Raw genomic sequence first — 25,569 nt, forward strand, 5'->3', positions numbered from 1 at the left:
TGGCTAGTCATTATACATAAAGACTTCTTCTGTCGTCTTGAAATGCAGTTTTGCGACATTGCGAAGTGCTTCTTTCCCGTTCGATTGAACGTAAGTGCGTCCGACCTGCACAACCTGTGCATTTGCTCCCTTTGGGAAGGTAACGCCGTGTTGCTTCTTGGCATCTTGATGCCAGCGCAAGAATGCGTCCCGTGCCAAGATCGAAGCGGCGGCGACCGCGATGTTCTGTTCCGCCTTTGGGACTTGGATCAACTCAATGGTACGCCCTAACTTTTTCAGTCGGGTGTTAATGTACTTTTCGTCCGCGAATTTATCGGCAATGGCAAGTTTGACGTACTGGATTTCCAACAGGCTCTCCAACACCGACACATGCGCCCAAGCCAGCAACGAATTGAGATTCTTCCCCTCGCCCTTCATTCGCTCGTAGAGGTCGTTGTACTTGGACGGAACCAACGACAAGATCTTGTACTTGCCATAGCAAATTTTCCGTATCTCAGTAGACATAGACTGAATCTTCGCGTCGTTGATCTTCTTGCTATCATCCACGCCAAGCGATTGCAGCAACGGAACGGCTTCGGGGTCGACGATAACTCCAGCCGTCACCAAGCCACCGAAAAAATCCCCCTTCCCGCTCTCGTCTGTGCCGATCCACGGCTCTTCATACGCAAACTCAACATCCGGCAGCGGCTTTTTGTCCTTTTTTGCGGGTGCCGAGGTAGATGCAGCAGAACCGGCACTCCGCCCCTCCATCGCCGCCGTCACACTCTCCAACGCCGATTTCGCTTCACCGCCCCCGCCCTGCACGACGAGTTTGAGACCTTTCTTCCCGAAATAGACGTTCAACTGCGCCGTCGTCCCCCCGGCGCGCACTTTGAACTGCCGCCCGTACGGGATGTCCTTCTGCTCCAAAATTTCCAACCCGTTCTCCTTGCACAACGCCTCTGCCCGCTGACTTGCCGTGGCGAGATCCACAATCTTCACTCCGGTTCCTCCCTCGTTCGTTTCGCGCAATGTCTATTTCACCCAGTCTACCATGTCCCTTCTTATTCAACCACTCTGTTCACAATGTGTGCTCTCATACATCATGACCCTTTTTTCCGGAGAAGATATTGACAAAGTCGTTTCGAATGTCTACGATCAGAAACGTAATACCCCTTAATTCCAATTCGATAACTAGGAGATATATCAGAATGAAGAAAAAATTCACGCTTCTCGCAACTTCTGTCCTCGCTCTTTCCCTCGTCCTCACCGCATGCGGCACGTCTGACAACAAATCGGACGGCAACAACACCGCCGCGTCCGGCAACTTGCTCGACCAAGTGAAATCGGCCGGCGTGCTGAAGATCGGCACCGAAGGAACCTACGCACCGTTTACGTTCCACGCGGCGGACGGCTCGCTGACCGGCTTTGACGTCGACGTCGCAAGCGAAGTCGCCAAGCGCATCGGCGTGAAACCGCAGTACGTGGAAACGCAATGGGACGGCATGTTCGCGGGTCTCGACTCCAAGCGCTTCGACATGATCGCCAACGAAGTCGGCATCCGCCCCGACCGCCAGGAGAAATACGACTTCTCCGACCCGTACATCGTCTCCAAAGCAGCCCTGGTCGTCTCCAAGGACAACACCGACATCAAGACCTTCGCCGACCTCAAAGGCAAGAAAGCAGCCCAGTCCCTCACCTCCAACTACACCGACATCGCCAAGAAAAACGGCGCGGAAATCGTCGGCGTGGAAGGCTTCAACCAGGCGGTCGACATGCTGAATTCCAAACGCGCCGACGCCACTGTCAACGACAGCCTCTCCTTCCTCGACTTGATGAAGCAGAAACCGGACACCCCGCTGAAAAAAGTCGATGAACAAGCAGAAGGCGGTCAAAGCGGCCTCATGTTCCGCAAAAACAGCAAAGAACTCGTCGACGCTGTCAACAAAGCGCTCGCCGACATGAAATCGGACGGCACCTACCTCAAGATCTCGCAAAAATACTTCGGTGCAGACGTCTCCAAGTAAGGAGCCGACGCCTCTATGGATGACCGCAGTCAACGCATCCTCGAAATCCTGAGCTCGTCGTTCTGGCCGCTGCTCAAAGCCGGCATCGAGTTCACTGTTCCGCTCGCCATTCTCTCCTTCGTGCTGGGCCTCGCCGTCGCGCTGTTGACCGCGCTGGCCCGGCTGTCGGGGAACCGCGTGCTGTCAGGCATCGCCCGCTTCTACGTCTGGATCATTCGCGGGACGCCCTTGCTTGTGCAATTGTTTATCATCTTCTACGGCCTTCCTTCTTTCGGTGTCACCCTCGCCGCGTTCCCTTCGGCGGTGATCGGCTTCACGCTGTCGGTCGGCGCATACGGCTCGGAGATCATCCGCGCCTCCATCCAATCGGTTCCCCGCGGGCAATGGGAAGCGGCGTACTCGATCGGCATGACGTACCGCCAAGCCCTGCGCCGCATCGTGATTCCGCAAGCGACCCGCGTCGCCGTCCCGCCGCTGGCGAACTCGTTCATCTCGCTGGTGAAAGACACGTCGCTCGCGGCGGCGATCACGATGACGGAGATGTTCCGCGTGGCGCAGCAGATCACGGCGACGACGTACGAACCGCTGGTGCTGTACTCGGAAGCCGCTGTGATCTACTTGGTCTTCTCCACCGTATTGTCGTGGCTGCAAGGCTGGCTGGAAGTGCGCTTCTCCCGCCATGTGGCGAAGTAAGGAGGAACCGGGCATGATTCAAATTCGCAACCTGCACAAATCGTTCGACCAACTGGAAATCTTAAAGGGCATCGACCTCGATGTTCAAAGCGGTGAAACGGTCGTCATCATCGGCCCGTCCGGCTCCGGCAAAACCACGTTCCTGCGCTGCTTGAACCTCTTGGAGACGCCGACGTCCGGCGCGTTGACGCTTGCCGACCGCCATTTGCAGTTCACCCCCGGCCGGCCCGTCGCCAAAAACGAAATGCTCGCCCTGCGCCGCGAAACGGGCATGGTGTTCCAGAACTACAACCTGTTCCCGCACAAAACGGCGCTGGAAAACCTCATGGAAGGCCAGATCACCGTGCTCGGCCGCTCCAAGTCGGAAGCCCGCGAGAAGGCGCTGCGCCTCTTGGACAAAGTCGGCCTCGCCGACCGCGCCGACATGTACCCGCACCAACTCTCCGGCGGCCAGCAACAGCGCGTCGGGATCGCGCGGGCGATGGCGATGGACCCGAAAGTCCTGCTGTTTGACGAACCGACGTCCGCCCTCGACCCGGAGTTGGTCGGCGAAGTGCTGAAAGTCATGAAGGAACTCGCCCAAGAAGGCATGACGATGGTGATCGTCACGCACGAGATGAAGTTCGCACAGGATGTCGCCGACCGCGTCGTGTTCATCGACGGCGGCGTCATCGTCGAGCAAGGGCCGCCCGCCGAAATCTTCGGAGCGGCGAAGCACGAGCGGACGAGACAATTTTTGAATAAGCTGAGCCTCTAGGCGCTAAATTGAAGCAGGCGGAACTTACCGTCTGCTTTTTTTGCGGGAAATGCGATAAGATAGAGGCAAGAGAGAGGAGAGTGGGTTCATGACTCTGTTTACCATCATCTTGGTCTTCCATTTGCTCGCCGTCGTGGTCAAACTCGGCGTGCTGTTCTATATCCCCCGCCTGAAAACGGTCGAGCAAGTGCAAAGCTTCCTCGCCCCGTACAAAAAAATCGACCGCGCCGCCGACATCACCCTCTGGGTCTCCGCCGTCGCGATGATCTTGACGGCCGGCTGGCAAATTCTCTTGCAGCTCTGGCTGTTGGTCTCCATGCTGATCTACGCCCTGATTTTTATCATCGTCAAAAAAGTCATCCTCGGCCGCATGAACTCCATCGTGGAAACCAACAAAGTATTCGCCCGCGAAGAGATGTCCAAACTGCGTTTTGAAAACGCCTGTGTCATCATCACCGCCGTCGGTCTGTTCGGCGCAATCGGCTACTTGATGGCGAACAAGCCCTTTTAAGAAACTGCACAACACAGCATACAAAAAGACCCTCCGGCATGGAGGGTCTTCGTTCGTTTAGGATCGTTTTCGGCGGGCGTTCTCCCGACCGATCGCACCGGCCTTCTTCCAGCGTTCCTTCTCCGCGATTTGCGCGCGGACGTCGTTCTTGCGTTCGAGGTACGCCAGTTCGCGCTGGAGCTTCACATAGCTTTGGTAGCGGTCGGCGTCCAGCGTCCCGTCCGCAATCGCTTGCTGCACGGCGCACCCCGGCTCTTGGCGGTGTTCACAGTCGCGGTAGAAGCAGTTCTCCGCCAATTCTTCCACGTCGGAGAAACTGCCGGTCAGCGAACTTTCATCCGATTCCCAAAGTTGCAGTTCGCGCATTCCCGGAGTGTCGATCAGCAGGCCGCCCTGCGGCATGCGAATCAGTTCGCGGTACGTCGTCGTGTGTTTCCCGCGGTCGTCGCCTTCGCGAACGCCGCCGGTCTCCATGCGCTCTTCCCCGCAGAGACGGTTGACGAGCGTGGACTTGCCGACGCCGGACGAGCCGAGCAACGCCACGGTCTTGCCTTCACCCAAGTACGGAGCGAGTTGCTCCAAGCCTTGGTTCAACTCCGAGGACACAGCGTGAATCGGCACGCCGAACGCGACGCTCTCCACATCGGAAATCCGCTCCTCCACTTCGTCGCAGAGGTCCATCTTGGTCAAGATCACAACCGGAGTTGCGCCGCTCTCCCACGCCGCCACCAAGTAGCGCTCCAGACGGCGGACGTTAAAGTCGTTGTTGAGCGCCATGACGAGAAACACCGTGTTGACGTTCGCCGCCACGATCTGTTCTTCCGTCACGTTGCCCGCGACTTTGCGCGAGAACTTGGAGAAGCGCGGCAAAATTCCGTGAACGGTCGCTTTGCGCTCCTCCGGACGGGCGGAAATCACCACCCAGTCGCCCACGGCGGGATAGTCCTCCCGGCCGAACGCGGTGTGCCGCAGCTTGCCGGAGACAGAAGCGAGCAAGTCGCCGTGTTCCGAATAGACGCGATAGAGATGCTTATGTTCGAGGGCCACGCGGGCCACCGTATAGTCAGCGTTGCTTGCAAACGGAGCGAAGTGCTCCATGAAAGTTTCGTTCCAACCCAGAGCTTGCAGGTTTGTAAAAGTCAATTGGGATTCCTCCAGAGGATGTGATCGATTGGGTCTTGCACAACAATCGGTCACAGAGTCATCCCCTAACCACACCAATTCCGAAATTAGAGGATGTCTGCAACCTCACAGTACTTTACAGATACGACAATCAGTTTCATCATCTTACATCACTCCTTCGGAAATGGTAGAAAAAACAGGTAAATTTGGATGTATCCTCTTCTTAGTATACCCGCTTTCGCACGATTTCGCCACTGTTGCAGAGTGTAAACTTTTTACTTATATTAGTAAGTGCAACCCATAAATCTCCCTTACTTATCACGAGGTGCTGTCATGAAGAATTTGCACAACAAGTTGATTTCGCAACGAGCACTCGAACTGGGCTATTCCTGCCGCCTGCTGGTGGAGGACGAAGAAGATTTTTTGGAACTTTCCAACGGAGAGCGCACGGTCATCGTGAACAAGACCCGCTCCCACCGCCTGCCCGCCGTCGCGGGGCTGATCACCAAGAACAAGCGCGTCTGCTCGGCGCTGCTCAAACGCCATGATCTCCCGGTGCCGGACGAGATTTCCGTCCGTTCGTGCACCCAAGAAGCTCTGAATTTTCTGGACTCTCACGGCACGGTCGTCGTCAAGCCCGTCGACACCAACCGGGGTGTCGGCATCACGATGGATGTGCGCACACCGGATGAATTGAAGCAAGCGATCCAAAACGGACAAGCGTACGGACGCGATTTGCTCGTGCAACAACAAATCCACGGCCGCGATTACCGCGTGCTGGTGATCGACGGCGAGATCGTCGGCGTTTTGGAAAACCGCCCGCCGCAAGTGACCGGAGACGGACGCTCTTCCGTGTACGAATTGATCCAAGCGCTCAACGCCGACCCCGCCCGCACCGCCGACAAGGACGAGTTCAAACCGATGCTGGTCGTGCAGATCGACGAGGAAGTCAAACGCATCCTCGCGACGCAAGGCTTCAGCCTCTCCTCCGTCCCTGCTGCCGGCACCACGATCTATCTGCGCAAAAACGGCAACGAGTACACCGGCGGCATGAACATCGACCGCACCGACGACCTTTGCCCGGAGAATGCCGCCATCTGCCTCGAAGCGGCGCGCGTGCTCGGGCTTGACGTGGCGGGGCTGGACATCCGCACGCCGGACATCTCGCGTTCAATGCGCGAGACGGGCGGCACGATTATCGAAGTTAACGTGCTCCCCGGCATGAACGGTCATATGTTCCCGGCGCAAGGCACGCCGAGGGACTCGATCGGGAAGTACCTCCAATATCTGTTTCGTGTCTCGTAAAAAAGGCACACTCCGTCTCAGGAGTGTGCCTTTATGTTTGCCTCTACTTGAGGTCTTTGAGCACTTCGAACAGTTCATCGTTGTCCGGTTGCTCCCCAATCGGGTGCACGTCGATGAAGCGAACGATGCCCTCCTTGTCGATGATGAACAGGGCGCGCTCGGAAATGCCGTCCTCGCGCAGAACACCGAACTTCTCTGCAACTGCACCGTGCGGCCAGAAGTCGGAGAGCAGCGGATAGGAAATCCCGCCGACCGATCTTTGCCACGCCTCATGACTGGGGATCGAGTCTACGCTGATACCCAGAACCTGGGTATTGTGCGCTTCGAAACGGGACAGATCGTCCTCGTACGAAGGCATTTGCGCGCCTCAGACCGGTGTCCAGTCGAGGGGATAGAACGCGATGAATACATTTTTGCCACGGTAGTCCGACAGGTTGACCGTGCGGTCACCGTGTGCCTTGAGCGTGAAGTCCGGTGCCTTGTCGCCGACTTTCAGCGTCTTGGTTTCGGTTGCGCCTTTGGGCATGTCATATCCCTCCTTGTTTCAATTCCTGCATCGTGTTCGATTTCGCTTGAACAGGAGACAGTCTGCCCGAAATTTCCACCGCCGATACGCGGTGTTCGCGACAGAAAGCGGTTAGCTGTATTGCGGGAGAACTTTCTTGCGCTTGTTCACGAACTTGTCCGCCCCTTGCGCCACGAGAGCGCCGTCGGCGGCAGCGATCACCGCTTGTTTAAGCGGCGTGCGGCGGGCGTCGCCCCCGGCAAAAATCCCCGGTGCGCTGGTTTCCATCAGCTCGTTGACGACGATGTAGCCGTCCTCGTCGCGCTTGACGGTGTCGCCGACCCAGTCGGTCGCCGGTTTGTTGCCGCCCGAGTAGATGAACACGCCGTCGCAGGGAATCGTCTCCGTCTCACCGCCCGACTTTTCCACGAGCACGCCTTGGAGCTTGCCGTTTTCCTCGCCGAGGATCTCGCGAACTTTGTGCCCCCTTAGAATCTCGATGTTGCCGTGCCCGTCGAGGTCGTCGAGATGGGCTTGGCCGCGCAGTTTCGTGCCCGGCATCAAGAAGTAGATCTTGGTGGCGAACTGCGCCAGCGTGGAAGCGTCCGACACCGCTTCTTCGTCATCGCCGTAGACGACGACCGTCCGCTGGTTGTAGAACGCGCCGTCGCATGTCGCGCAGTAGGAAACGCCGCGCCCTTCGAACAGGTCTTCGCCCTTGAGCTTGCTCGTCCGCCCGCGTGCGCCGACGGCGATGAACACCGACTTCGCTTTGATCGTCCCGTCCGCCGTCTGAATTTCCTTGATCTCGCCTTGGTCTGTCAGCCCGAGCACGTTCGTGCGGGCGAACGTCGCGCCGAATTCCTTGGCTTGGCGGCGGATGCGGTCGACCAGTTCCAGGCCGGTCAACTCTTCCGGCACGCCGGGGTAGTTCGCGATCTTGTGCGTGATCGCAAGCGCACCGCTGGCGGGCGCTTTGTCGAGGACGAGCGTTTTCAACTTGCCGCGCGCCGCGTAGACGGCGGCCGAGGCGCCCGCAGGCCCCGAGCCGATGCAGACGAGGTCATACGTTTCGCCCAGAATCTCGTCTCCCATCTTGGTAAAAATCTCCGTATCCAGTTGTTTTTTTTCCTCGGTGATCCCTTGCTTGTCACCGCCCGCCACGTTGGCGGTACCCTTGTCCTGCTCTTCGGTGATGCCGAGCAGGTCGCGCATCTTGTTCGGACGATAGCCGATGACCGGCGTGTCGTCCAAGAACGTCACCGGCGTGGAAAAAATCCCCCGGTCGTGCAAGTCGTTAAAAAACGCTTGGTTCTCCGTCACGTTGCGCTCTTCGTACTCCAATCCCCAACGCTTCAAGTCTGCCTTGATCTTGGCGCAGTAGTTGCAACCGGTCGCAGTGTAGACAACGATTTTCACGGCATGACCTCCTCTGGGTGAATGAATGATGCCAGTTGGACTCTCACCTCTTATCCTTCCTCAACCCCCAAGCCCCCAAACAGGAAAAAAGGACTGCTCAATTGAGCAGTCCCGCGTATTTCATCATGTTGAGAATCATCACGGCCGACTCGGCGCGCGAAGTGTTTTTGGTCGGAGAAAGCGTGCCGTCTCCGTTGCCGTTCAGCAGTTTCGCGGCGGAGAGCGCGTCGATTTTCGCTTTCGCCCACGGCGCGATTTGCGAAGCGTCTTGGAACGCAATCGGCGTGCCGCCGGTTGGGGCTTTGCCTTTGTATTGCAGGGCATTGTAGATCATCGCCGCCGCTTGGTTGCGGTCGACGAGGTTGTCCGGTGCAAATTGGCCGTTGCCAATCCCGGTCGCGATGCCCGCTTTGACAGCCGCTCCGACATTTCCGGCGTACCAGGCGTCCTTCGAAACGTCCGTATACGAAGCTGTCAGTTCCGGCTGCGGCTGCAAGCCGAGCGCGCGAACGAGCAGCGTCACCGCTTCAGCGCGGGTCAAGTTGCCTTCCGGATCGAAGTGCTGCGGGTCTTTGCCGCTGATCACGCCCTTCGTCGCCAGTTGCTCGATGATCGAGCGTCCCCAATGGTTTTGGATGTCGGCAAACGTAACCACCGTAGGAGTCGGCGGCGGAGTCGGGTCGGGTTGACGCTCCGCATACGTGCGGGCGGCATACACCGATTCAAACGTGGAGAAGTAGATCGAGCCGTGTACGTCAGACCCCGGGTTTTCCGCGACGATGTCGAGGAAGTCCAGTTTCAGCGGGAACTTCGCGGTGTCCGGCAAGCGGAACGTCACGTACTTCCACCCGTTGAAGTTGACGCGCGGCTGGTTCGTCGCTTGAATCGTCGAGCCGTCCGGGCGTTCAAACGACGCGACCAGTTTCAAGTTGGAGTTGTCTCCGTATACCCACACCCCGACGCCCATCGGGTTGACGGTCGCGAGATCGGCGGGGCTTGGAATCGCCACCGTGTCTTTCGGATAGAACACGAATTGCTTGAGCCCCGTTCCGGCGCCGAACGCGTAATTCGCCGCCAGCGACGCCGGGTTGCCGCCGTGAACTTGCGCAGTCGAAGCGCTCAAGTTGCCCACGTCGCCCCAACGGGTGCTGAGCGTCCATTCGCCGGCGTTCGCCATCGAGTTCAGCGTCTTGGTGACATAGCCGATCCCGAGCGTGGAGCGAGCGGTCACACTGCCGACCGTTGCGTTGACGGTGACCGTTCCTTTTTGATCACCCGCCGTGAACAGACCTTGTCCGTTGATCGTGCCAAGCGATGCGTCCGAGGTGGAGAATTTCACCCACTCCGGCTTCATGGCGAACTTCGAGCCGTGGAACGTGCCCGTGACGGTGAAGGATTGCGTTTCGCCGTTGCCGAGGTCAAGCACAGAAGGCGAGATTTGCAGCGTGTCGACTTGGTCGAACACGGTGACGGGAACAGCCGTCGTCGCGCCATTGGAGGCTGTCGCGATGATCTGCCCGCTTCCGGCGCCGTTGCCCGCCGTAAACGTGCCGTCTGCCGAGATCGTGCCGAGCGTTGCCGGTTCCACTTTGTAAGTGACCGTTTCGTTTGGCAGCGGGTTGTAATTCTCGTCGCGGACGTAGGAGGAGATCTTCTGCGTCATCGTCTTGAACAGCTCGACAGGATTGCCGTTGTTGGCGGTGACGTACGTGGCTTTGCCCGGAGCCGACGTGCTGTAGACGAAAAGCCCGTTCGCCACGCGGCGCTCCACTCCGTCAGACGGAGAGTTGGCGACGGTCGCCTTGGTATCGCCCGCTTGGCGCACGACCATGTCGGTCGAACCGCCGCCGTCGAGCAGCATCGCGTCGGAAATGCCGCGCGATGCGAAATAGTTCGCCATCTGCGAATAGGTCAACCCGATCGATTCGCTGGAGCGTCCGTCGACCGCCACTTGCAGCATGTGCCGGCCGTCCGACGTGATGCCGACGCCGGTCAGCGGACCGCGATAATTCGGCGTGGAATCCGGCTTGACCGGGTCGTTGTACCACGAGCCGCCCTTGAGCAAGATCGGGCCGCCGCCGATGGAATACTTGAGGTTGGAAGAGTCGGGATTGGTGCCGTACGTCATCTTCACGATGTCGCCAGGCTTCATGTTCCCCGTCACAAACGGAACGGCGTCCGTCCCTTGAGCGATCAGTTTGACATAGCCCGGATACGGCAGTTCCATCACCGTCTGCGCGGGCAGAATGTCGTGGACTTTGTACTGCCCGTCGCTCGGCAACTTCTCCAAAACGACGACGGTGGCGTTCGTGAGCATCTCCCAGAAGCCGAGGTCGCGGGTCATCACAATCAAGCCGTTCGGATAGCTCGCCGGGTGGACGTTCAGGCCGGAGAGATAGCGGTATTCGTTGTTCGCCGCCGTGATAAGGCCTGAGAATTTGTACTTGTCGATCACGATTTTGTTGTCGCTTGTGATCCCGAGCACCGCCGCGCTCGACGGGCTGTGAATCAAGTTGCCGTCCCGCGTCGACATGCCAAGCGCCATGCCGGAAGCCGACTGCTCGAAGTAATCGCCGTTCGTCCCGGCGACCGCGCCTGTGCGCACCGCCATCTGCGAAGTCGTTTCGTTGCTTTCGTTCTCCAGATTGTCGTGCGAGAGAACCGGGCGCACCGCCACGTTCGGGTCGGTGAGGTCGGTCCAGGTCTCATGGAGCACGATCGGACCGGAAGAGGTTTGGTAGCTGTACGTTTGGTACGTGACACCCTTAGTCACGATCATCTTCGGCGTCTCGGTGGAACTGATGATGGACGGCCAGCCGTAAATCTGCGCAACCGAAGCGGCAGAAGCGGGCTGGATTACCGCAGACGAGGTGCCGAAGATGAGCGCGAAACTCAACGCCCAAGCGCCGGTTCGCTTGAGTCCTTGCTTCCATAACATTGCTTCTCTCTCTCCCTCCAACTAGTGAATCGTTTGGTAGATTTCAGTCTACTATTGATTCTCGTTGAAGACCATAGGGAGATAGTCTTAAAAAAAGCACTCCTCCCGCAATCCGGCGAGTGAGTGCTTTTTTGATCGATTTAGCGTTTGGTTTCTTGACTTTCGAGGTATTCGATGCGCTCGGAAATCGTCGGGTGCGTGTAGCGGAAAAACTTCACGATCTCCGGCGGGTTCGGGTCGGAAAGCGACAGTCGGGCGAGCTTTTGGAACGAATGGATGCCCGACTCCGGGTTCTCCGTGACTTGCACGGCGTACGTGTCCGCCGACGACTCGTAATAGCGCTCGACGAAGTTCTCAAGCGGCGACGAAGCGAAGGAAATCACCGAGATCAGCAACAGCCCGAGCGGCACCGCCGACAGATCGTGCGCGTGCTGAATCTGCCAGTGCTCGCCCATCCAGCGCACGAGACGGCGGAACGCATGCGCGATCAAGTAGACCATCGCCAGTGTACCGGCGACCGTTCCGGCAAAGCCCCACAAGATATGATGCTTCACGTAATGCCCCATCTCGTGCCCCATGATGAACAGGATTTCGTCGTCGTTCAATTTCTGCAGCGTCGTATCCCAGAGCACGATGCGGGCGCTGGGCCCGATGCCGTTGACGTAGGCGTTGAGGGCGTTGGTTTTCTTCGACATGTCCACTTCGTAGACGTTGTCGCTCGGGATGTTCGCTTGGTGCGCGAGGTCGAGGATCTTGGTTTTCAGCTCTTGGTTTTGCAAAGGTCGGAAATCGTTGTACAGCGGGTCGACGACGATCGGTTGGATGATGATCACAAACGCCGTCAGCGGAATGGACACCAACCACATCCAAAGCCACCAGCGACGGGGGCTTTTTTTCAAGAACAGCCACGCCAGCCAGATGACGGGGATCGTCATGACGGTGTCGACGCCAAGCGAGATCAAGCTGTCTTGCAGCCATGCGCCGCCCGTCATGTTGGAAACGCCGTAGTTGACGTCGACGATGTGCTTGTACCAATCCAGCGGCATCTCGATCAACGTGACGAGAATTTGAAACAGCACGGTGTAGACGGTCGCTTGCCCAAGTGAAGATCGTGTAAATATCCGCACGGCTCGGTCGCGCATCTTCGCGGAAAGACCTGCCGCCAGCACGAAGAGGAGCACGACCCAATGGAAGCCGACGCCTGCGAAGTAGAGCGCGTCTTTGAGGCGGGAGTAGTCTTCGGTGCGCTGGTATTCGGCGGTGCTCATAAACGACAGCGGATTCGCCTCGTCTCCGGTCGGCGTCTGCACCACATGCCCGGTATCTTTGAAAACATAGTACGCCATTCCCAAACTTCCCAAGAGAATCAAGAAGCAGACGGGAAGTGTCAGATTCGCACGAATCGATTTCATCGCATGTCCCCCCTGGATCATCCTATTCGCAATCTCCGGTCGTCATTCATGGTAGGATAAGGAGAGGAGGTTGATTCCAATGTCAAAACGAGAAGTGACTCTCACTATTATTGTCCGTTCCACGGAGATTGACGTCAACGGGCATGTGAACAACGCCAAATATCTCGAATACCTCGAATGGGGCCGCGAAGAGTGGTACGAAGTGAACGGGCTGCATTACGATGTGTTTGCACAGATGGGAATCCAGACGGTCACGGTGAACATCAACATCAACTACCGCAAAGAGTGCAAGCAAGGCGACCAACTGACCATCACAACCGCTCCGGAACGCATGGGCAACACGTCGTATTCGCTCAAGCAAGAGATTCGCAATCAAGCGGGCGAACTGTGCGCCGACGCGGTGGTGACGTCCGTGGCGATGGACATTGAAACCCGCAAAGGAAAGGCAACGCCGGACACTTTGAGAGTGTTGTTTAACAATTAGATTTAGTGATTTGTGAATTGAAATTGAATGCTCTTCGTGTGATAATACTTGAGGTAGTTGCACAGAAAATTATTTAACAATTGAGGAGCAGTTGTTGCATGGAAGATGTTTTGACAAGTGCAGGAGAGCAGACGTTATGGTCAGGGCTGGCGAATCGGACGCAGAACGCGTTCCGGGCGGTAAGCGGTACACTGTACCTCACCAACCGCAAATTGTCGTTCGTCGTCCATCCGTTCGACTCGAACGTGTGGGGTCAGAACTGGAGCGCGGAACTTCACGAGATCAAAGCGGTCGACTTGCATCCGATCGATTTGAAAGACCTGTTCGGCGGCGGATTGCGCAAGCGATTGCGTGTGGAAATGGTCGACGGAAGCGTGGAGTTGTTCGTCGTCAACCATCTGGAGCGGGTGATCGCGCTGCTGAGACAACAGATCTGCTGATTGTCTCTTGGGCTTCTAATAAAAACATAAGAACTTGTAACAGGGCAGATACTACCACCGACTGTATGTACACGAGAGAAACGTGAGATGCAAGGAGGAGTTCTGCCGATGCGACGCATGTGGCTGATTTTGTTTGTCTTGGTGTTGGGAGTCTCCACCCCCTACGCTGTGAAGCGGTGGGAAGCGGGAGCGGCGGAGAAACGGCCGACCGCGCTGGAAGTGGTGTCAAACGGCGCCGTGCAGCCGTTGCAGGACGGGTTGTATTCGTACAAGGGCATCGACACGCGGCATGATCTGCAGTGCGTGGAGTACGCCGAGCGGTTTTACACGACGCTGTACCCGCAGAGTTTTCCGTTTCACAACTCCGGCCCCGGCGCGTATGACATCTGGGAAGGCGTGGCGGAGAACAAGGACGTCGGCGGTTGGGCGTCGCACCGACAGTTTTTTACCGCGTATGAGAACGGCACGACCGTTGTGCAGCCGGACGACATGCTGCTGTACGACCGCACGCGCGGCGGCGGCTGGGGGCATATCGCCATCATCGCGGAAGTGCACCCGGATGCGGTGGTGATTCTGGAGCAAAACTCCGGTCACGACACCCGCAAAGTGCTGCCGCTCGTCGAGAACCGCATCCTCGACCGCGGCGTCAAAGGCGTGATTCGCCTCAAAACCAAGGACAAGTAAGAGACCCTCCTGTTGGAAGGTCTCTTTTTCTACCTTTCGATCGGTTTGAAAAAAGTATGAAAAAACCGCCCGACTCTGCGGTGGGCGGTGGGTTGTGACTCGTCATGGTTACTCGTAATGGTGGAAGTTTCCTTCCGCTTGGTCGATTTGCTCAGCCAGTTCGAGGAAATCCTTGCCGTTGATGACTTCGGTGTCGTCCGTGTAATGAGACGGAAGCTTGCCGCGGTGTACCAGCTCTTGAAGTTCAGCCACTCTCATCCCCGTACGATCGGACAATTCAAACAGCGTGTATGTCTTGTCCTTCTGAATGCGATGGTTGGTCATGACACCATTCCCCTTCCACATGGTACTCTCACACAGTTTAAGATACCAAGGTGGCGTCGAACTTATGCTGGTGGAATCCTCAAGATGTATCTCTTAGTTCAGAACACGCGCACGTTGGAACAACGGGTCGTTCTGCACTTTCACTCCGATTTCCGGGTCGACGTTCGCTTTCGACGAGATCGTCCACGCGGCGAGTTTCGTTCCGCATTCAACCGCTTGCGTCAAACCAAAGCCGTTTGCCAACCCGTGCACGGTGCCGGAGAAGAATGCGTCTCCCGCCCCGGTCGTGTCGACCACTTTGACCGGCTCGCACGGCACGAAGCCGAACTCGTTGTTCTCGCGGTCGTAGAACACGCTGCCCTGCTCGCCCATCGTGATAACGGCCGTTCGCAGCCCGCCTTGGGTCAGTTCGCGAGCGGCCATCTTGCACTCCTCCGGAGAGGTCAGCGTCAAGCCGAGGAATTCCTCCGCTTCGGCTTTGTTGCAGATGAACAGGTTCAGTTGGTTGATCATCGTCTTGCGCTGCATCAACACTTCCAAGTTGCCGACAATGCCGTAGACCGGCTTGCCGTATTGCTTCGCCCAGCCAAAAATCTGATTGACGACACGCTCGCCGAGGTCGAACTCCAATACAACGGCGTCGGTGTTCTTGACGATCTCTTCGCCCTGTGTCTCCAGAAGGGTTTCCAACGGTTGCAAGTTCGGTTTTTGCGAAATGGAAGAAGCCAAATCTCCATCATAGTCGAGAACGGCAAGCCACATGCCCATGCCGCGGTCTGCTTTCACCACGCGGTTCGTGTCGATGCCGAGCTGCTGCAGATCGGCCACCACGGATTCGCCTTGGGAGGTGATGTCCACGGAGGACACAAACTCCACTCGGTTTCCGGCACGTCCGATCGCTTCCGCAACGTTGCGCCCCACGCCGCCGTTGGCAAACTCAATATTCCCTACGTTCTTGCACTCCGCGTTGATCTTGGCGTTTGCATAGCCTTTGATGTCTACGAAAACGGTCCCGATCACTGTAATCGTCAAGGTTTCGTCCTCCCTCTGTGTCATCCCCTATAGTAATTCTATTATACTGCGCCTTTCGACATAACCCAACATTTTTTTACACATTCTATAAATTAGTTTGACTCCCATCTCAACAAAAAGAACTCCCTCCGCTTCCGGAGAGAGTCCTTTTTCAATTATTTGTAGAGAACGACTGCGCCGACAGACTTGTTGCCCGCTGCACCGTTGACGCGAACTTTCAAGCCGTAAGAGGTCAGGTCGCGGCCTGCATCCGGCATGAACGGGTTTGCAAAGGACTTGGAGTCGTCAAACAGCGACTCGCCCGGCAGGCTCGGGTATGTCAGCGTTTGCACGCCCGGGTAGTTCAGGTTCAGACCGGAAGTCGGAGCGAGACCGAACGCCGCGTCTGCGATTTGGTAACGGGTCGATGCGGTTGCCCCGGTGCTCCAGACCATGTTCTGGCCGAGGTGAGCGTCGACGACGCCGAGGAAGCCTTTGCCCGGATGGGTGCCGGTCCAGTTGTCGGTGTAGGAATCGTCCACATACCAGACCACGAGGCCCGGATCGTAAGACATCAGGGACGCGCCGCGGCGCAGGTGCGCCAGACCTTGGTCTACGCCCGCTTGGTTACGCCATTCCATCAGGTAGTAGTGATCGGTGTATTTGTTGCCGTCGTTTTTCGTGAAGCCGTTGTAGGTGAACGCATCGGTCGCTTGCTCGCCGTCCTCGTTCAGAACGGTTTTGCCGTCTGCCGTGACTTTGATGTTGTCGACGAAGAAGCCGTCATAGTTCGTGCCGGCGTCCGTCGCATAACGGAAGCGCAGTTGGATTTTCTTGCCCGCGTATGGCGAGAGGTCGAACGTTTGGTTTTGCCAGCCGTTCGATTTGCCCGTGAAGCCCGGAACGGAAGAGATGATGTTCGGGTAGGACTGCGGGTCGATGTCGGAACGGGTGTTGGCGTTTGCGAGCGATTTCCAAGAAGCGCCGTTGTCGGTGGAAACTTGGACGAATCCGTAGTCCCACGCTTCTTCGATGTTGTACCAGGTATCGAAGTTCAGAGACGCTTGCGCCTTGCCGGTCAGGTCGACGGCGGTGACCATGTTGCGGTCGATTTTGTCGCCGTTGCCGCCCCAGAAATCATGCGCGCCGGAAAGCGGTGCGAGCATCGGGGTTTTCTTCTGCGGCAAGTTTACGCGCAACTGGGTATAGTTCTGACCGTTCGGAGAGTTCGCTTGGTCGAGCAGGAACTGTGACCCCTTGGTCGAAATGTCGTTCCAGTTGACGACTTTCTGAGACATCCAGTTGCCGCCGAGAGTCGCTTGGAAGAACTGCTTCGCCCACGGTGAGAAGCCGGTCGGTTCCGCGCCAGGGATGTCGCCCGCCCAAGAGCCGCTCGCCATGATCGACCAATAGCCGATCGCTTCGCCGGTGCCGGAGTAGACCGTGTCATACTCGTCCGGCAGTCCGAGGTTGTGACCGAATTCGTGCGAGAAGACGCCGGTTGCGCCGTCTTCCGGCATGACCATGTAGTCATAGAAGCCCGGCAATCCTTTGCCAAGACCGTCCGGATCATAGAAGACCGCCGAGCGGTGCGACCAGATCGCGTTGTTGCCGAGCTTGCCGCCGCCCGCTTCTTGGCCCATTCCGGAGTGAATCAGCATCAAGTTGTCGACGAGGCCGTCCGGCTCGTGCGTGTTGCCGTCGCCGTCGAGGTCGTGCGGATCTTCTTGGTCGTAGTCTTGCAGCGGAATGCCTGCCGCCAGCGCTGCGTCGTACACGTCCTTGACGAACTGTTTCGAGCCGCCTGGCGTGACGTTGTCATGGCCGCCCTTGGGGTTGTCCGCCCCGTAGTACGCCGCCGTGTGCGGAACTTTCAGCCAGCCGTACGCTTTGCCGTCGACGGTGAACGTGCCGCCCGATTGCTGGAGGTAGAATTGGCGCTGCGACACGAGGTTTTCGCCGTGCGGGCCGGTCAAGCCGTTTTTGCCGAAGATCATGTCTTCGTAGTGTTGCAGGGTGTAGTCGGAGTAGTAGTTGTCCGATTCGCCAGGCTTGATTTGGTTGTGCTCGAAATCTGCAAATTCAACCGCGAGAACGAGCACTTTTTTCGTTTGAACCGGGCCGGTGTAGGCCGTTTCTTGAACCGGGTCCGGCTGTTTTTTATAATGTCCGTTTTTGTTGCCGTTGCCGTTGAGCAGGCCGTTGTTGAAGCCCTTGAACTTCGATTGGGTCGCAGCGTTTTGCGCTTTGACTTGAGCGGCGAACGGATCGTTACCTTTTACGTCGTAGTCGGTCTTGCTTTTCAGTTGGATGTACGATTGGAGCGCGGCTTGTTTCTCTGCGTCCGTCGCGTCTTGGTTGATGATCCCCTGATTGATCAACGACTCAAGAAGTTTATCTTCATTGACAATATTCATGTCGATATCGCCGTGAGTGTCCGCTTGAACCAGAGCTGCCGATGCTGCTCCAGCGTCCGTTTGCGGTGCTGCGAACACGTTGCCGGTAAGCAGCGTACTTGCCATCATCGCAGTCGCGACGCCAGCAGCCACTTTTTTCTTTCTCTTTGCCATGTCATTGCCCCCTTGTCTTAGAAACCCTTTTATCTGTGTGGTGCAACGACAGTATAATTGACGGAAAATTTAGAGTCAATAGATTTTTATCAAAAATTTTTATATGTTTAAAATGTGTCTGATTTTTTATACCACACAATTTCCCTCGCTGAAATCTTGACGAAACTTCACTTTCTAGGCAATGTTGTAAGGGGAAGTACAACAGAGAGGATTCTTATATGAAAAAAATTCTACTGGGCGTCCTGTTGGCCGCCGTTGTGTTCGCGCCGCTGCATCTTCCGACCCAGACCAACGCGTTTCCCAACCAAGACAAGCATCACGCGATGCTTCGGTTAGAAGATGTCGGTCCGGGCGGGTCGTATGAAACACTGGACGACTTGGGCAAGCTGCGCGCGATTTTCGAATATCTGGAAAGTCAGCATGTCCCGTTTCATGTCGCGACCATCCCGCGTTCCAAACACATCCAACCGGACGGCACTTGGTATGAGAAGGGCATCGACGACCCGAACCCGGATGACACCGTAAAAGCGTTTATCAATCTGTTGCGCGACGCGCAAGATCACGGCGCGGTGCTCGGCATGCACGGATACACGCACCAATACGGCGACGCCAAGCGCTCGGATCACAACCAAGACTCGGGCACCGGCTTTGAGTTCAACGTCAAGGGGGCCGATGAAACCCTGACACCGGAGTACGCGTCGGACAAAATCCAAAAGAGCCTCGCCGCGTTCTACAAAGTCGGGTTCGTGCCCGGCTTTTGGGAATCGCCGCACTACAACGACACCCGCGAACAAGAGGAAGTGTTCCGCTCCTACATGGGGGTGCTCTACCAGCCGGACTTCCGCTCGCTGCGCTCGTTTAAAGACATGACGATGTACGAGACGGAGAACACGTTCGGCTCGCCGACGCTCGGGTCGGCGTACATTCCGGCTCCGCTGAAGTACATCACGGACGCAGCCAGCGTCACCAACGTGCTGAACCGCCTCGATACGTATCGCGGCCTCGGCGCGATGTACTACCATCCGTTCCTCGAATTCCCGTTCCTCGAACCGGTGCTCGGCAAGGACGGCAAGCCCGTCGTGCGCGACGGGCTCCCGGAATATCGGTATAAGTCGGGAGCGCCGTCCAACCTGCATCGGTTGGTCGACGGATTCCGCGAACGGGGATTTCAATGGGAATCGATCTACGACGTGTTGCCGTACACGCCCGCGCACCGCGTGGAATTGCCGCTGGGCACAGAAGCGCACGACCTGCTGCTCGGCCACGTCAGCGGCAGCCGTTCCACAGACGTTGTGGTTCGCGACCAGAATCGCATCCAAGTGTTCACCGGCAACTACGAATGGCCGCGCAACCGCACGCAACCGGCTGGGCGCGAATGGTTGAAGACGACGTTTGCTCCGTCTGAGCAATTCCTGCTCGGCGATGCCGACTCCGACGGACTAGACGACCTGCTGGCGTACGACAAAGCCAACGGCACCCTGCGCCTCTTCCGTTCGAACGGTTCGAAGTTCGAGGATGCCCGAGCGATCGGCACGCTGCCCGGCGGTTTTGATCTGGTCGCCATGGCGGATCTCAACGCCGACCGGCACGCCGACTTGCTGATGCGGCGCGGCGACGAACTCTGGTCGGTCTGGAACTCCAACGGCCGTTTTGCCGACGCGCGCAAAGTCACTTCCCTCCCGCACGATGCGATCGTGCGCTGCGGCGATTTCAACGGCGACAAGCGCGACGACGTGCTGGTATACTCGCCGGAGTTGCGAGAGATTCGCATCTACAGCCTCACGTCCAACAACAACGCATCTTGGGACGAGATCGGGCACACCGCCGTTCCTCATTCGGAAAAAACCACTCAGTTGCTTACCGGAGACGTCAACGGCGACGGACTTACCGACGTCACGATGTACGACCCGGAGAGCGGCATCTGGCAAGAGCTCGACAACACCGGGAGCGCGAACTTGAAGCCGCACGACAACCTCTACGGTCCGTGGGCGAGCGGCGAGCACACGGCGTTTGCCGCAGATTTCGACGGAAACGGGCGCAGCGACATCGCCGCGTTCGATCCCGTGCACCACACGCTCGACCTCTCGCTGTCGTTCCGCTCGAAGACACCGCAACCGTAACAACGAAATATGCAGTTCATGCAACAAATCAAAACATCCGGCCTTGAAATCTTCAGGGCCGGATGTTTTTTTATGCGATGTAACGCAAATGCAAGTGAAAACGGTTACGACGGAACCTCAATTCCGTTCACCTTCCGCCAATTGTTTGAACATTCCATAACTTCCGCATACAATGAACCCAACACGGGATGTCAGATTACCTGACACAAACTTTTCATCACATCATCTCATCGAGGAGCGTGATTCAAGTGAAGAAATGGAGATGGGGGCTCGCGTTGGCGGCGGCCGGGCTGACGATGCCGACGGCGGCGTTTGCCGACGACCCGTCGGTCACAGACGCCATCCGAGCGGTAGACGCCGTTTGGGTGATCTTGGCAGCCGTTTTGGTGTTCTTCATGCAGGCGGGATTTGCGTTGTTGGAAGCGGGCGTCACCCGCATGAAAAACGCCGGGCACATCGCGGGGAAAAACGTGCTGAGTTTTGCGATCGCCACGTTGGTTTTTTGGGCGGCGGGGTTTGCGTTTTCGTTTGGAGACGGTACTTCATGGATTGGCACGCACGGGTTTTTCTTGGATACATCGGATGACTCGATCGGCAACCTGTTCTCGTCGCTCTCGTTCACGGACGTGCCGATGGGCGCGAAGTTTCTGTTCCAAGCGGTGTTCGCCGGCGTCTCGCTTGCGATCATGTGGGGCGGGATTGCGGAGCGCGCGAAACTGATCGTGTACTTCGTGTTCGGCACGCTGTTCATCGGCTTGATCTATCCGGTCATCGCGCACTGGGTGTGGGGCGGCGGCTGGCTCGCAAGCCTCGGCATGCAGGATTTCGCAGGCTCCACCGTCGTGCATTTGCAAGGCGGCACGGCGGCGCTCGTCGGCGCGATGCTGCTCGGTCCGCGCATCGGCAAGTACAACAAAGACGGCACTTCGAATTTGATCCCCGGCCACAACACGGTCTACGCGGTGCTCGGCGTGATCATTCTCTGGTTTGGATGGTTCGGCTTCAACGCAGGCTCGACGTTCATGGCAAAGGGCACGTTCTTCCCGTATGTCGCGATGACGACGAACCTCGCCGCGGCGGCAGGCGCGGTGGCAGCTCTCCTCACCTGCTGGCTGGTCTTGAAAAAACCGGACATCGGCTACATGCTCAACGGCGTGCTCGCCGCGCTCGTCGCGATCACCGCGTCTTGCGCGTATGTCAAACCGTGGGCAGCGGTCGTCATCGGTGCGATCGCCGGCTGCTTCATGGTCTTCTCGGTGCTGTTCTTCGACCGCGTCGCCAAAGTCGACGATCCGGTCGGCGCCTTCTCCGTCCACGGCGTCGCCGGGATCTGGGGCACGCTGTCCACCGGTTTCTTCGCCGCTCCCGACCTCGTGGAGAAACTCGGCGTCGGGAAACCGGGACTGTTCTACGGCGGAGGATTTACGCAACTGGGCGTGCAAGCGCTCGGGTTGGTCGCTTCGTTTGCGTTCGTGTTCGCCGCATCGTTCCTCGTGCTCTACGCGATCAAAAAACTCGTCGGCCTGCGCATCTCCCGCGAAGAGGAGATCATCGGCCTCGACGTGTCGGAACACGGCGCATCCGGCTATCCGGAACAATTGCCGCACGGCGGAGCGTATCTGAAAGCCCGATAAAAGGGAGGGATCGGCGATGCAGCCGGATCAGGCAGACACCTGGACCTCGATTCGCCAACGCCTCGATACGGCGGAGCGTCTTGACGACCTCCGCCGTCTGCGCGAGCTCATGCCCGGCGTCGCCGAGCGCTGGTCGGTGCGCGGAATGCCGACGGCAAAGCTCTGCGCCATCGTCAATCTCTGGCACGACCTGCTGATGCGCCGCACCCTCGACTTCGCCTTGCAAGACGCGGTAAAAAACGGACTTGGCACACCTCCCGCCCCGTTTTGCTGGCTGGTGCTCGGCAGCGGCGGGCGGCAGGAGATGACGCTGCACCCCGATCAGGACAACGGATTGGTCTACCGGAGTCTTGCCTCCGATGAGCAGGGACGGATGCGGGAGGGGGCGTTTTTTCAACGGCTTGGCGAGAGGGGGAACGCGCGGCTGGAAGAGGTCGGGTATCCGTTTTGCGACGGGTTTGTGATGGCGGCGAATCCGCGCTGGAACGGCAGCGTCGAGCAGTGGAAGACACAGTTTCGCGAGTATGCGGACTTCCCCGATTGGAGCAACACGAGATTGCTGTTGATCGCGTCCGACGTGCGGCCGCTCGCAGGAGATGCGTCGCTTGCGCACGAGTTGCGAAAGTGGCTGGTGGAACAGGTGCCGCAGATGGCGTACTTGAAATGGCAAACGGCAGACCGCTGCCTCTCGCAGAAAACCGGACTCGACTTCCGGGATCGCTTTCGCACGGAGTTGTGGGGCGAGCGCGCCGGACAGTTGAACCTCAAGGACGGCGGGTATCTGCCGCTCGTCAACTCCGTCCGCCTGTGGGCGTTGGCGCACGGGATCGTCGAAACGAACACCGGCGGGCGGATTGCGGAGTTGGTCGCGCGCGGCGTCTGGACGGCACAACAGGCTCGTCCGGTGCAGGAGGCGAATGAATACCTGCACCACTTGCGGCTGTGGGGCAACTACGTCCGGCCCGATGCGTTGCCGGTCGGAGAGGTGTTGCCGTTGAAGTCGGTTTTGAAATCGGTGCGGGTGCTGCAAAAGCGCACCGCGAAGTTTTTTGTGAAACCCAGATCAAACGGATGAGGAGGAGGGGGCTTGTGTGGAGTCGAATCGATTTGGTTTTTTCCGTCGGTTTGTGAAAACTCCGCTGCAAGAGCTGCTGGCGTCGACAACGCAAGCGGAGATGAGTTCCCAGGCCCTCTTTCGGCACACTTTGCGGGAAGCGAAAACCAAAGCGGCGTGGGAGATGCGGCTGACGGACGTGCGGTTTGTCGTCGTCGATACGGAGACGACCGGGTTCCAGCCCGGCGACGACGCGCTGCTCTCCATCGGGGCGGTGGAAGTGTTGGGACACCGCGTGCAGCGGAAAAAACTGAACTCGCTCGTCCGCCCCGACCCGCCGCAAGCGATTCCGCCGCACGTCGTCCAGTTGACCGGTCTCACCGACGAGGCGGTGGCCGCCGCGCCGCCGCTTCGGGACGTGATGCTGTTGTTTTTACAATTCGTGCACGATGCCGTTCTCGTCGCCCATCATGCCGGGCACGACATGCGCTTCCTCAACGCGGGGCTGAAAAAAACATACAAAGCCCAGTTCCCCCACCGCGTCCTCGACACGGTGGACGTCGCCCGCTGGCTGCATCCGGAGTTGACGTCGTTCACGCTCGATGAGTTGCTGGCGTTGTACGAGATTCCGGTAGTCGGGCGGCATACGGCGATTGGAGATGCGCAGATGACGGCACAGTTGTGGTCGTGCTTCGTCCAAGAAGCGTTGACGCGGGGCGTTTCCTCGCTCGGCGACTTCATTGAGCAGGTTGTCTTGGCGAAAAGAGCGTAGTTTCACTTCCTGTGGAACGGCGCTTTTTTTTGCGCGGGTTGGAAGCGGTGCAACGCTAGTAAAAAAGAGTCTGCCAATGACGGCAGACTCCTTTTTTAAAAAGCAAAGTTAGCGGTGCAAGACTCCCGTGTACTCGGACGCCGCACGAACCGCTTCCCACTCGGCGTCGTCTTCGATGTCGCGCAGGGTGTACCAGTCGTCACCGAGGTCGTCGAGCTTCATGAGATAGCCTTCGCGCTCGTCGGAGAGGCGCTGCGCCAACAGATAGCGGGTGTTGTTCACGGCGAACAGTTTGACGATGTCGTAGTCAAACACCCCTTGGTCGTTGATCTCCAGATGCAGTTGTTGCCCGACGAGGTTGTCGAGGTTCTCCTCCATCAATCCAATCTCGTTTCTCATCGCGATCTCTCCTCACTTCATCTTACGCAGCGGCAGCAAACTCACCAGCTCCGCTTCCTGCAAAGCCCGCAGGTCTTCAATCGCCTGCACCGAAACGTGCTCATCGGCATCGGCAAGACCGTAGTACGGGAGCAAGATGCGTTCCCGGAAGCGTTGAAGTTGCTTTTGCACCTGCGGCTGGCGGTGGGCTTGGTGGTGGCAGGGACCGTCGAGACAAATCCCGTTGTCCGCCGTGCCAAGCCCCCCTTGCGCGCGCGGGAGGATGTGGTGCACTTCCCGACCCGGCCGCCCGCAAAGCACGCAACGTTCGCCGTCCCGCTCCCGGATGTGCGCGCGCACCGCCGGATTGAAGTCGTTGCGCTTCATCAGTTCCGCCCGTTGTTCACGCGCTTGTTTGCGGGTGGACGTCCGCTCTGCCATGCGCTAGTTGCGGACTTGCAAGAGCGCCGCGCCGATGACGCCCGCGTCGTTTCCCAGTTCGGCCAGCGTGATCGCCGTGCCCGCCGTCACTCGCGGCAGAGCATAGCGCGCAAACGCGTCCTTCAATTGGTTGAGCAGCGTCTCTCCTGCCGCCGCCACGCCGCCGCCGACGACGATGACTTGCGGATTTAACGTGCAGCCGATGTTCGCCAGCGCAAACCCCAAGCGGTCAATCGCGTACGCCACGACTTCTTGCGCGACACGGTCGCCGCGTTCCGCGTGTTCGAACACGATGCGCGTGCTCAGGATTTCTTCTTCCTTAAGCGTTGTTGCTTCACCCGCAATCCGCTCCTGCGCCGCCGCCACGATGCCGGTTGCCGAGGAGATCGTCTCCAAGCACCCGATGCGACCGCAATTGCACAGTCGGCCGTTCGGGTCGATCGTGATGTGGCCGATTTCGCCCGCCATGCCGTTCGATCCGTGCACGATCTTGCCGTCGACGAGAATCCCGCCGCCGACTCCTGTGCCGAGCGTCACGAACAGCGCGTCATCAAAGCCCTTGCCGCCGCCTGCCCACGTTTCACCAAGGCCCGCAGCGTTTGCGTCGTTCTCGATCGCCACCGGGATGTTGTCGCCCAGGCGTTTTTTCAATTCGTCGACGAGCGCCACGTCGTACCAACCGATGTTGACGGCGCGCTCGACAAAGCCCGTCGCAAAGTCGATAAACGCCGGAACGCCCACGCCCACGCCCGCTACGTCGTCAAACGACCAGCCTGCGGATTTCGCGAGATCGCGAACAAATTGCGCCATCCGATCGAGCATGTGCGGTGTGCCCTGCTCCGATTCGGTCGGACGTTCTTCTTTGTAGACGATCGAGCCGTCTTCCAAAACGGCAGCTCCCTTGATCGTGGTGCCGCCCACGTCGAGTCCAATCCATTTGCGCATGATTTCCATACCCCCCTATGTAAAAAGAAGCCACATGAAAAACT

General features: G+C 58.1%; 24 protein-coding genes. 12 read left to right on the forward strand and 12 right to left on the reverse strand.

All coding sequences use genetic code 11. The features are described 5' to 3' along the window. Positions 1-3: 3 nt before the first annotated feature. A complete protein-coding gene (gene rnhC, locus EL26_RS03140) occupies positions 4-981 on the reverse strand; it encodes a ribonuclease HIII (protein ID WP_052035930.1) in 978 nt (325 codons plus the stop codon). Between the two features lie 209 nt (positions 982-1,190). Between rnhC and EL26_RS03145 the strand changes: the two genes are divergently transcribed. The 4 genes from EL26_RS03145 to EL26_RS03160 all read left to right on the forward strand — a co-directional run bounded on the left by EL26_RS03145 (position 1,191) and on the right by EL26_RS03160 (position 3,967). Beyond that, positions 1,191-2,006, forward strand: a complete 816-nt coding sequence (locus EL26_RS03145) for an amino acid ABC transporter substrate-binding protein (protein ID WP_038084436.1) — start codon at positions 1,191-1,193, stop codon at positions 2,004-2,006. Positions 2,007-2,021: 15 nt separating this feature from the next. Next, on the forward strand, positions 2,022-2,699 hold the full coding sequence (locus EL26_RS03150) for an amino acid ABC transporter permease (RefSeq protein WP_038084437.1): 678 nt from the start codon (positions 2,022-2,024) through the stop codon (positions 2,697-2,699). A 13-nt stretch (positions 2,700-2,712) separates the two neighbouring features. Continuing rightward, positions 2,713-3,456: an amino acid ABC transporter ATP-binding protein gene (locus EL26_RS03155; RefSeq protein ID WP_038084439.1), complete on the forward strand. Its 744-nt coding sequence runs from the start codon at positions 2,713-2,715 to the stop codon at positions 3,454-3,456. Between the two features lie 88 nt (positions 3,457-3,544). Then, entirely contained in the window at positions 3,545-3,967 is a 423-nt protein-coding gene (locus tag EL26_RS03160) for a hypothetical protein (protein WP_038084442.1), read from the forward strand. Positions 3,968-4,024: 57 nt separating this feature from the next. On the opposite strand, the gene rsgA is transcribed toward EL26_RS03160, so the two are convergent. Continuing rightward, the gene (rsgA, locus tag EL26_RS03165) at positions 4,025-5,065 is read right to left on the reverse strand and encodes a ribosome small subunit-dependent GTPase A (protein ID WP_052035965.1); all 1,041 of its coding nucleotides are present in this window, start codon (positions 5,063-5,065) and stop codon (positions 4,025-4,027) included. A gap of 357 nt (positions 5,066-5,422) precedes the next feature. Here rsgA and EL26_RS03170 point away from each other — a divergent pair, with 357 nt between their 5' ends. Next, the gene (locus EL26_RS03170; protein ID WP_038084446.1) at positions 5,423-6,394 is read left to right on the forward strand and encodes an ATP-grasp domain-containing protein; all 972 of its coding nucleotides are present in this window, start codon (positions 5,423-5,425) and stop codon (positions 6,392-6,394) included. 43 nt (positions 6,395-6,437) lie between these two features. On the opposite strand, the gene EL26_RS03175 is transcribed toward EL26_RS03170, so the two are convergent. The 4 genes from EL26_RS03175 to EL26_RS03195 all read right to left on the reverse strand — a co-directional run bounded on the left by EL26_RS03175 (position 6,438) and on the right by EL26_RS03195 (position 12,668). Next, positions 6,438-6,920: a peroxiredoxin gene (locus tag EL26_RS03175; protein ID WP_081856944.1), complete on the reverse strand. Its 483-nt coding sequence runs from the start codon at positions 6,918-6,920 to the stop codon at positions 6,438-6,440. A 111-nt stretch (positions 6,921-7,031) separates the two neighbouring features. Further along, positions 7,032-8,318 carry an FAD-dependent oxidoreductase gene (locus EL26_RS03185; RefSeq protein ID WP_081856945.1) on the reverse strand — a complete coding sequence of 429 codons (1,287 nt, stop codon included), beginning with the start codon at positions 8,316-8,318 and terminating at the stop codon, positions 7,032-7,034. Between the two features lie 97 nt (positions 8,319-8,415). Next, positions 8,416-11,256 carry an S-layer homology domain-containing protein gene (locus EL26_RS03190; RefSeq protein ID WP_038084452.1) on the reverse strand — a complete coding sequence of 947 codons (2,841 nt, stop codon included), beginning with the start codon at positions 11,254-11,256 and terminating at the stop codon, positions 8,416-8,418. Between the two features lie 140 nt (positions 11,257-11,396). Beyond that, positions 11,397-12,668, reverse strand: a complete 1,272-nt coding sequence (locus tag EL26_RS03195; protein WP_052035931.1) for a M48 family metallopeptidase — start codon at positions 12,666-12,668, stop codon at positions 11,397-11,399. Positions 12,669-12,747: 79 nt separating this feature from the next. On the opposite strand from EL26_RS03195, the gene EL26_RS03200 reads away from it, so the two are divergent. The 3 genes from EL26_RS03200 to EL26_RS03210 all read left to right on the forward strand — a co-directional run bounded on the left by EL26_RS03200 (position 12,748) and on the right by EL26_RS03210 (position 14,276). Then, positions 12,748-13,152, forward strand: coding sequence for an acyl-CoA thioesterase (locus EL26_RS03200; protein ID WP_038084455.1), 405 nt, complete (start codon positions 12,748-12,750; stop codon positions 13,150-13,152). Positions 13,153-13,250: 98 nt separating this feature from the next. Beyond that, on the forward strand, positions 13,251-13,592 hold the full coding sequence (locus EL26_RS03205; protein ID WP_038084457.1) for a hypothetical protein: 342 nt from the start codon (positions 13,251-13,253) through the stop codon (positions 13,590-13,592). A gap of 108 nt (positions 13,593-13,700) precedes the next feature. Next, positions 13,701-14,276, forward strand: coding sequence for a CHAP domain-containing protein (locus EL26_RS03210; protein ID WP_038084460.1), 576 nt, complete (start codon positions 13,701-13,703; stop codon positions 14,274-14,276). 108 nt (positions 14,277-14,384) lie between these two features. On the opposite strand, the gene EL26_RS03215 is transcribed toward EL26_RS03210, so the two are convergent. From EL26_RS03215 to EL26_RS03225, 3 genes are all read right to left on the reverse strand, one after another. Then, positions 14,385-14,600, reverse strand: coding sequence for a hypothetical protein (locus EL26_RS03215; protein WP_038084462.1), 216 nt, complete (start codon positions 14,598-14,600; stop codon positions 14,385-14,387). Positions 14,601-14,693: 93 nt separating this feature from the next. Next, positions 14,694-15,632, reverse strand: coding sequence for a carbohydrate kinase family protein (locus tag EL26_RS03220; RefSeq protein WP_052035932.1), 939 nt, complete (start codon positions 15,630-15,632; stop codon positions 14,694-14,696). 155 nt (positions 15,633-15,787) lie between these two features. Continuing rightward, positions 15,788-18,181: an immune inhibitor A domain-containing protein gene (locus EL26_RS03225; RefSeq protein WP_038084463.1), complete on the reverse strand. Its 2,394-nt coding sequence runs from the start codon at positions 18,179-18,181 to the stop codon at positions 15,788-15,790. A gap of 218 nt (positions 18,182-18,399) precedes the next feature. Between EL26_RS03225 and EL26_RS03230 the strand changes: the two genes are divergently transcribed. The 4 genes from EL26_RS03230 to EL26_RS03245 all read left to right on the forward strand — a co-directional run bounded on the left by EL26_RS03230 (position 18,400) and on the right by EL26_RS03245 (position 23,761). After that, positions 18,400-20,301 (forward strand): DUF2334 domain-containing protein, encoded by a 1,902-nt coding sequence (locus EL26_RS03230; RefSeq protein WP_038084465.1) that lies wholly within the window; start codon positions 18,400-18,402, stop codon positions 20,299-20,301. A 296-nt stretch (positions 20,302-20,597) separates the two neighbouring features. Further along, positions 20,598-21,935, forward strand: a complete 1,338-nt coding sequence (locus EL26_RS03235; RefSeq protein ID WP_038084743.1) for an ammonium transporter — start codon at positions 20,598-20,600, stop codon at positions 21,933-21,935. A gap of 16 nt (positions 21,936-21,951) precedes the next feature. Further along, positions 21,952-23,010, forward strand: coding sequence for a DUF294 nucleotidyltransferase-like domain-containing protein (locus EL26_RS03240; protein ID WP_052035933.1), 1,059 nt, complete (start codon positions 21,952-21,954; stop codon positions 23,008-23,010). A gap of 16 nt (positions 23,011-23,026) precedes the next feature. After that, a complete protein-coding gene (locus tag EL26_RS03245) occupies positions 23,027-23,761 on the forward strand; it encodes an exonuclease domain-containing protein (RefSeq protein WP_038084468.1) in 735 nt (244 codons plus the stop codon). 108 nt (positions 23,762-23,869) lie between these two features. Here the strand turns inward: EL26_RS03245 and EL26_RS03250 are convergent, their stop codons facing one another. Genes EL26_RS03250 through EL26_RS03260 form a run of 3 tightly spaced genes read right to left on the reverse strand, consistent with a single transcriptional unit; the run spans position 23,870 to position 25,525 of the window. After that, a complete protein-coding gene (locus EL26_RS03250) occupies positions 23,870-24,160 on the reverse strand; it encodes a DUF1292 domain-containing protein (RefSeq protein ID WP_038084469.1) in 291 nt (96 codons plus the stop codon). Positions 24,161-24,172: 12 nt separating this feature from the next. Continuing rightward, a complete protein-coding gene (locus tag EL26_RS23360) occupies positions 24,173-24,580 on the reverse strand; it encodes an HNH endonuclease (protein WP_052035934.1) in 408 nt (135 codons plus the stop codon). A gap of 3 nt (positions 24,581-24,583) precedes the next feature. Next, positions 24,584-25,525, reverse strand: a complete 942-nt coding sequence (locus tag EL26_RS03260) for an ROK family glucokinase (protein ID WP_038084471.1) — start codon at positions 25,523-25,525, stop codon at positions 24,584-24,586. Positions 25,526-25,569 lie beyond the last annotated feature (44 nt).

Source organism: Tumebacillus flagellatus (assembly GCF_000714935.1).
Classification (GTDB): domain Bacteria; phylum Bacillota; class Bacilli; order Tumebacillales; family Tumebacillaceae; genus Tumebacillus; species Tumebacillus flagellatus.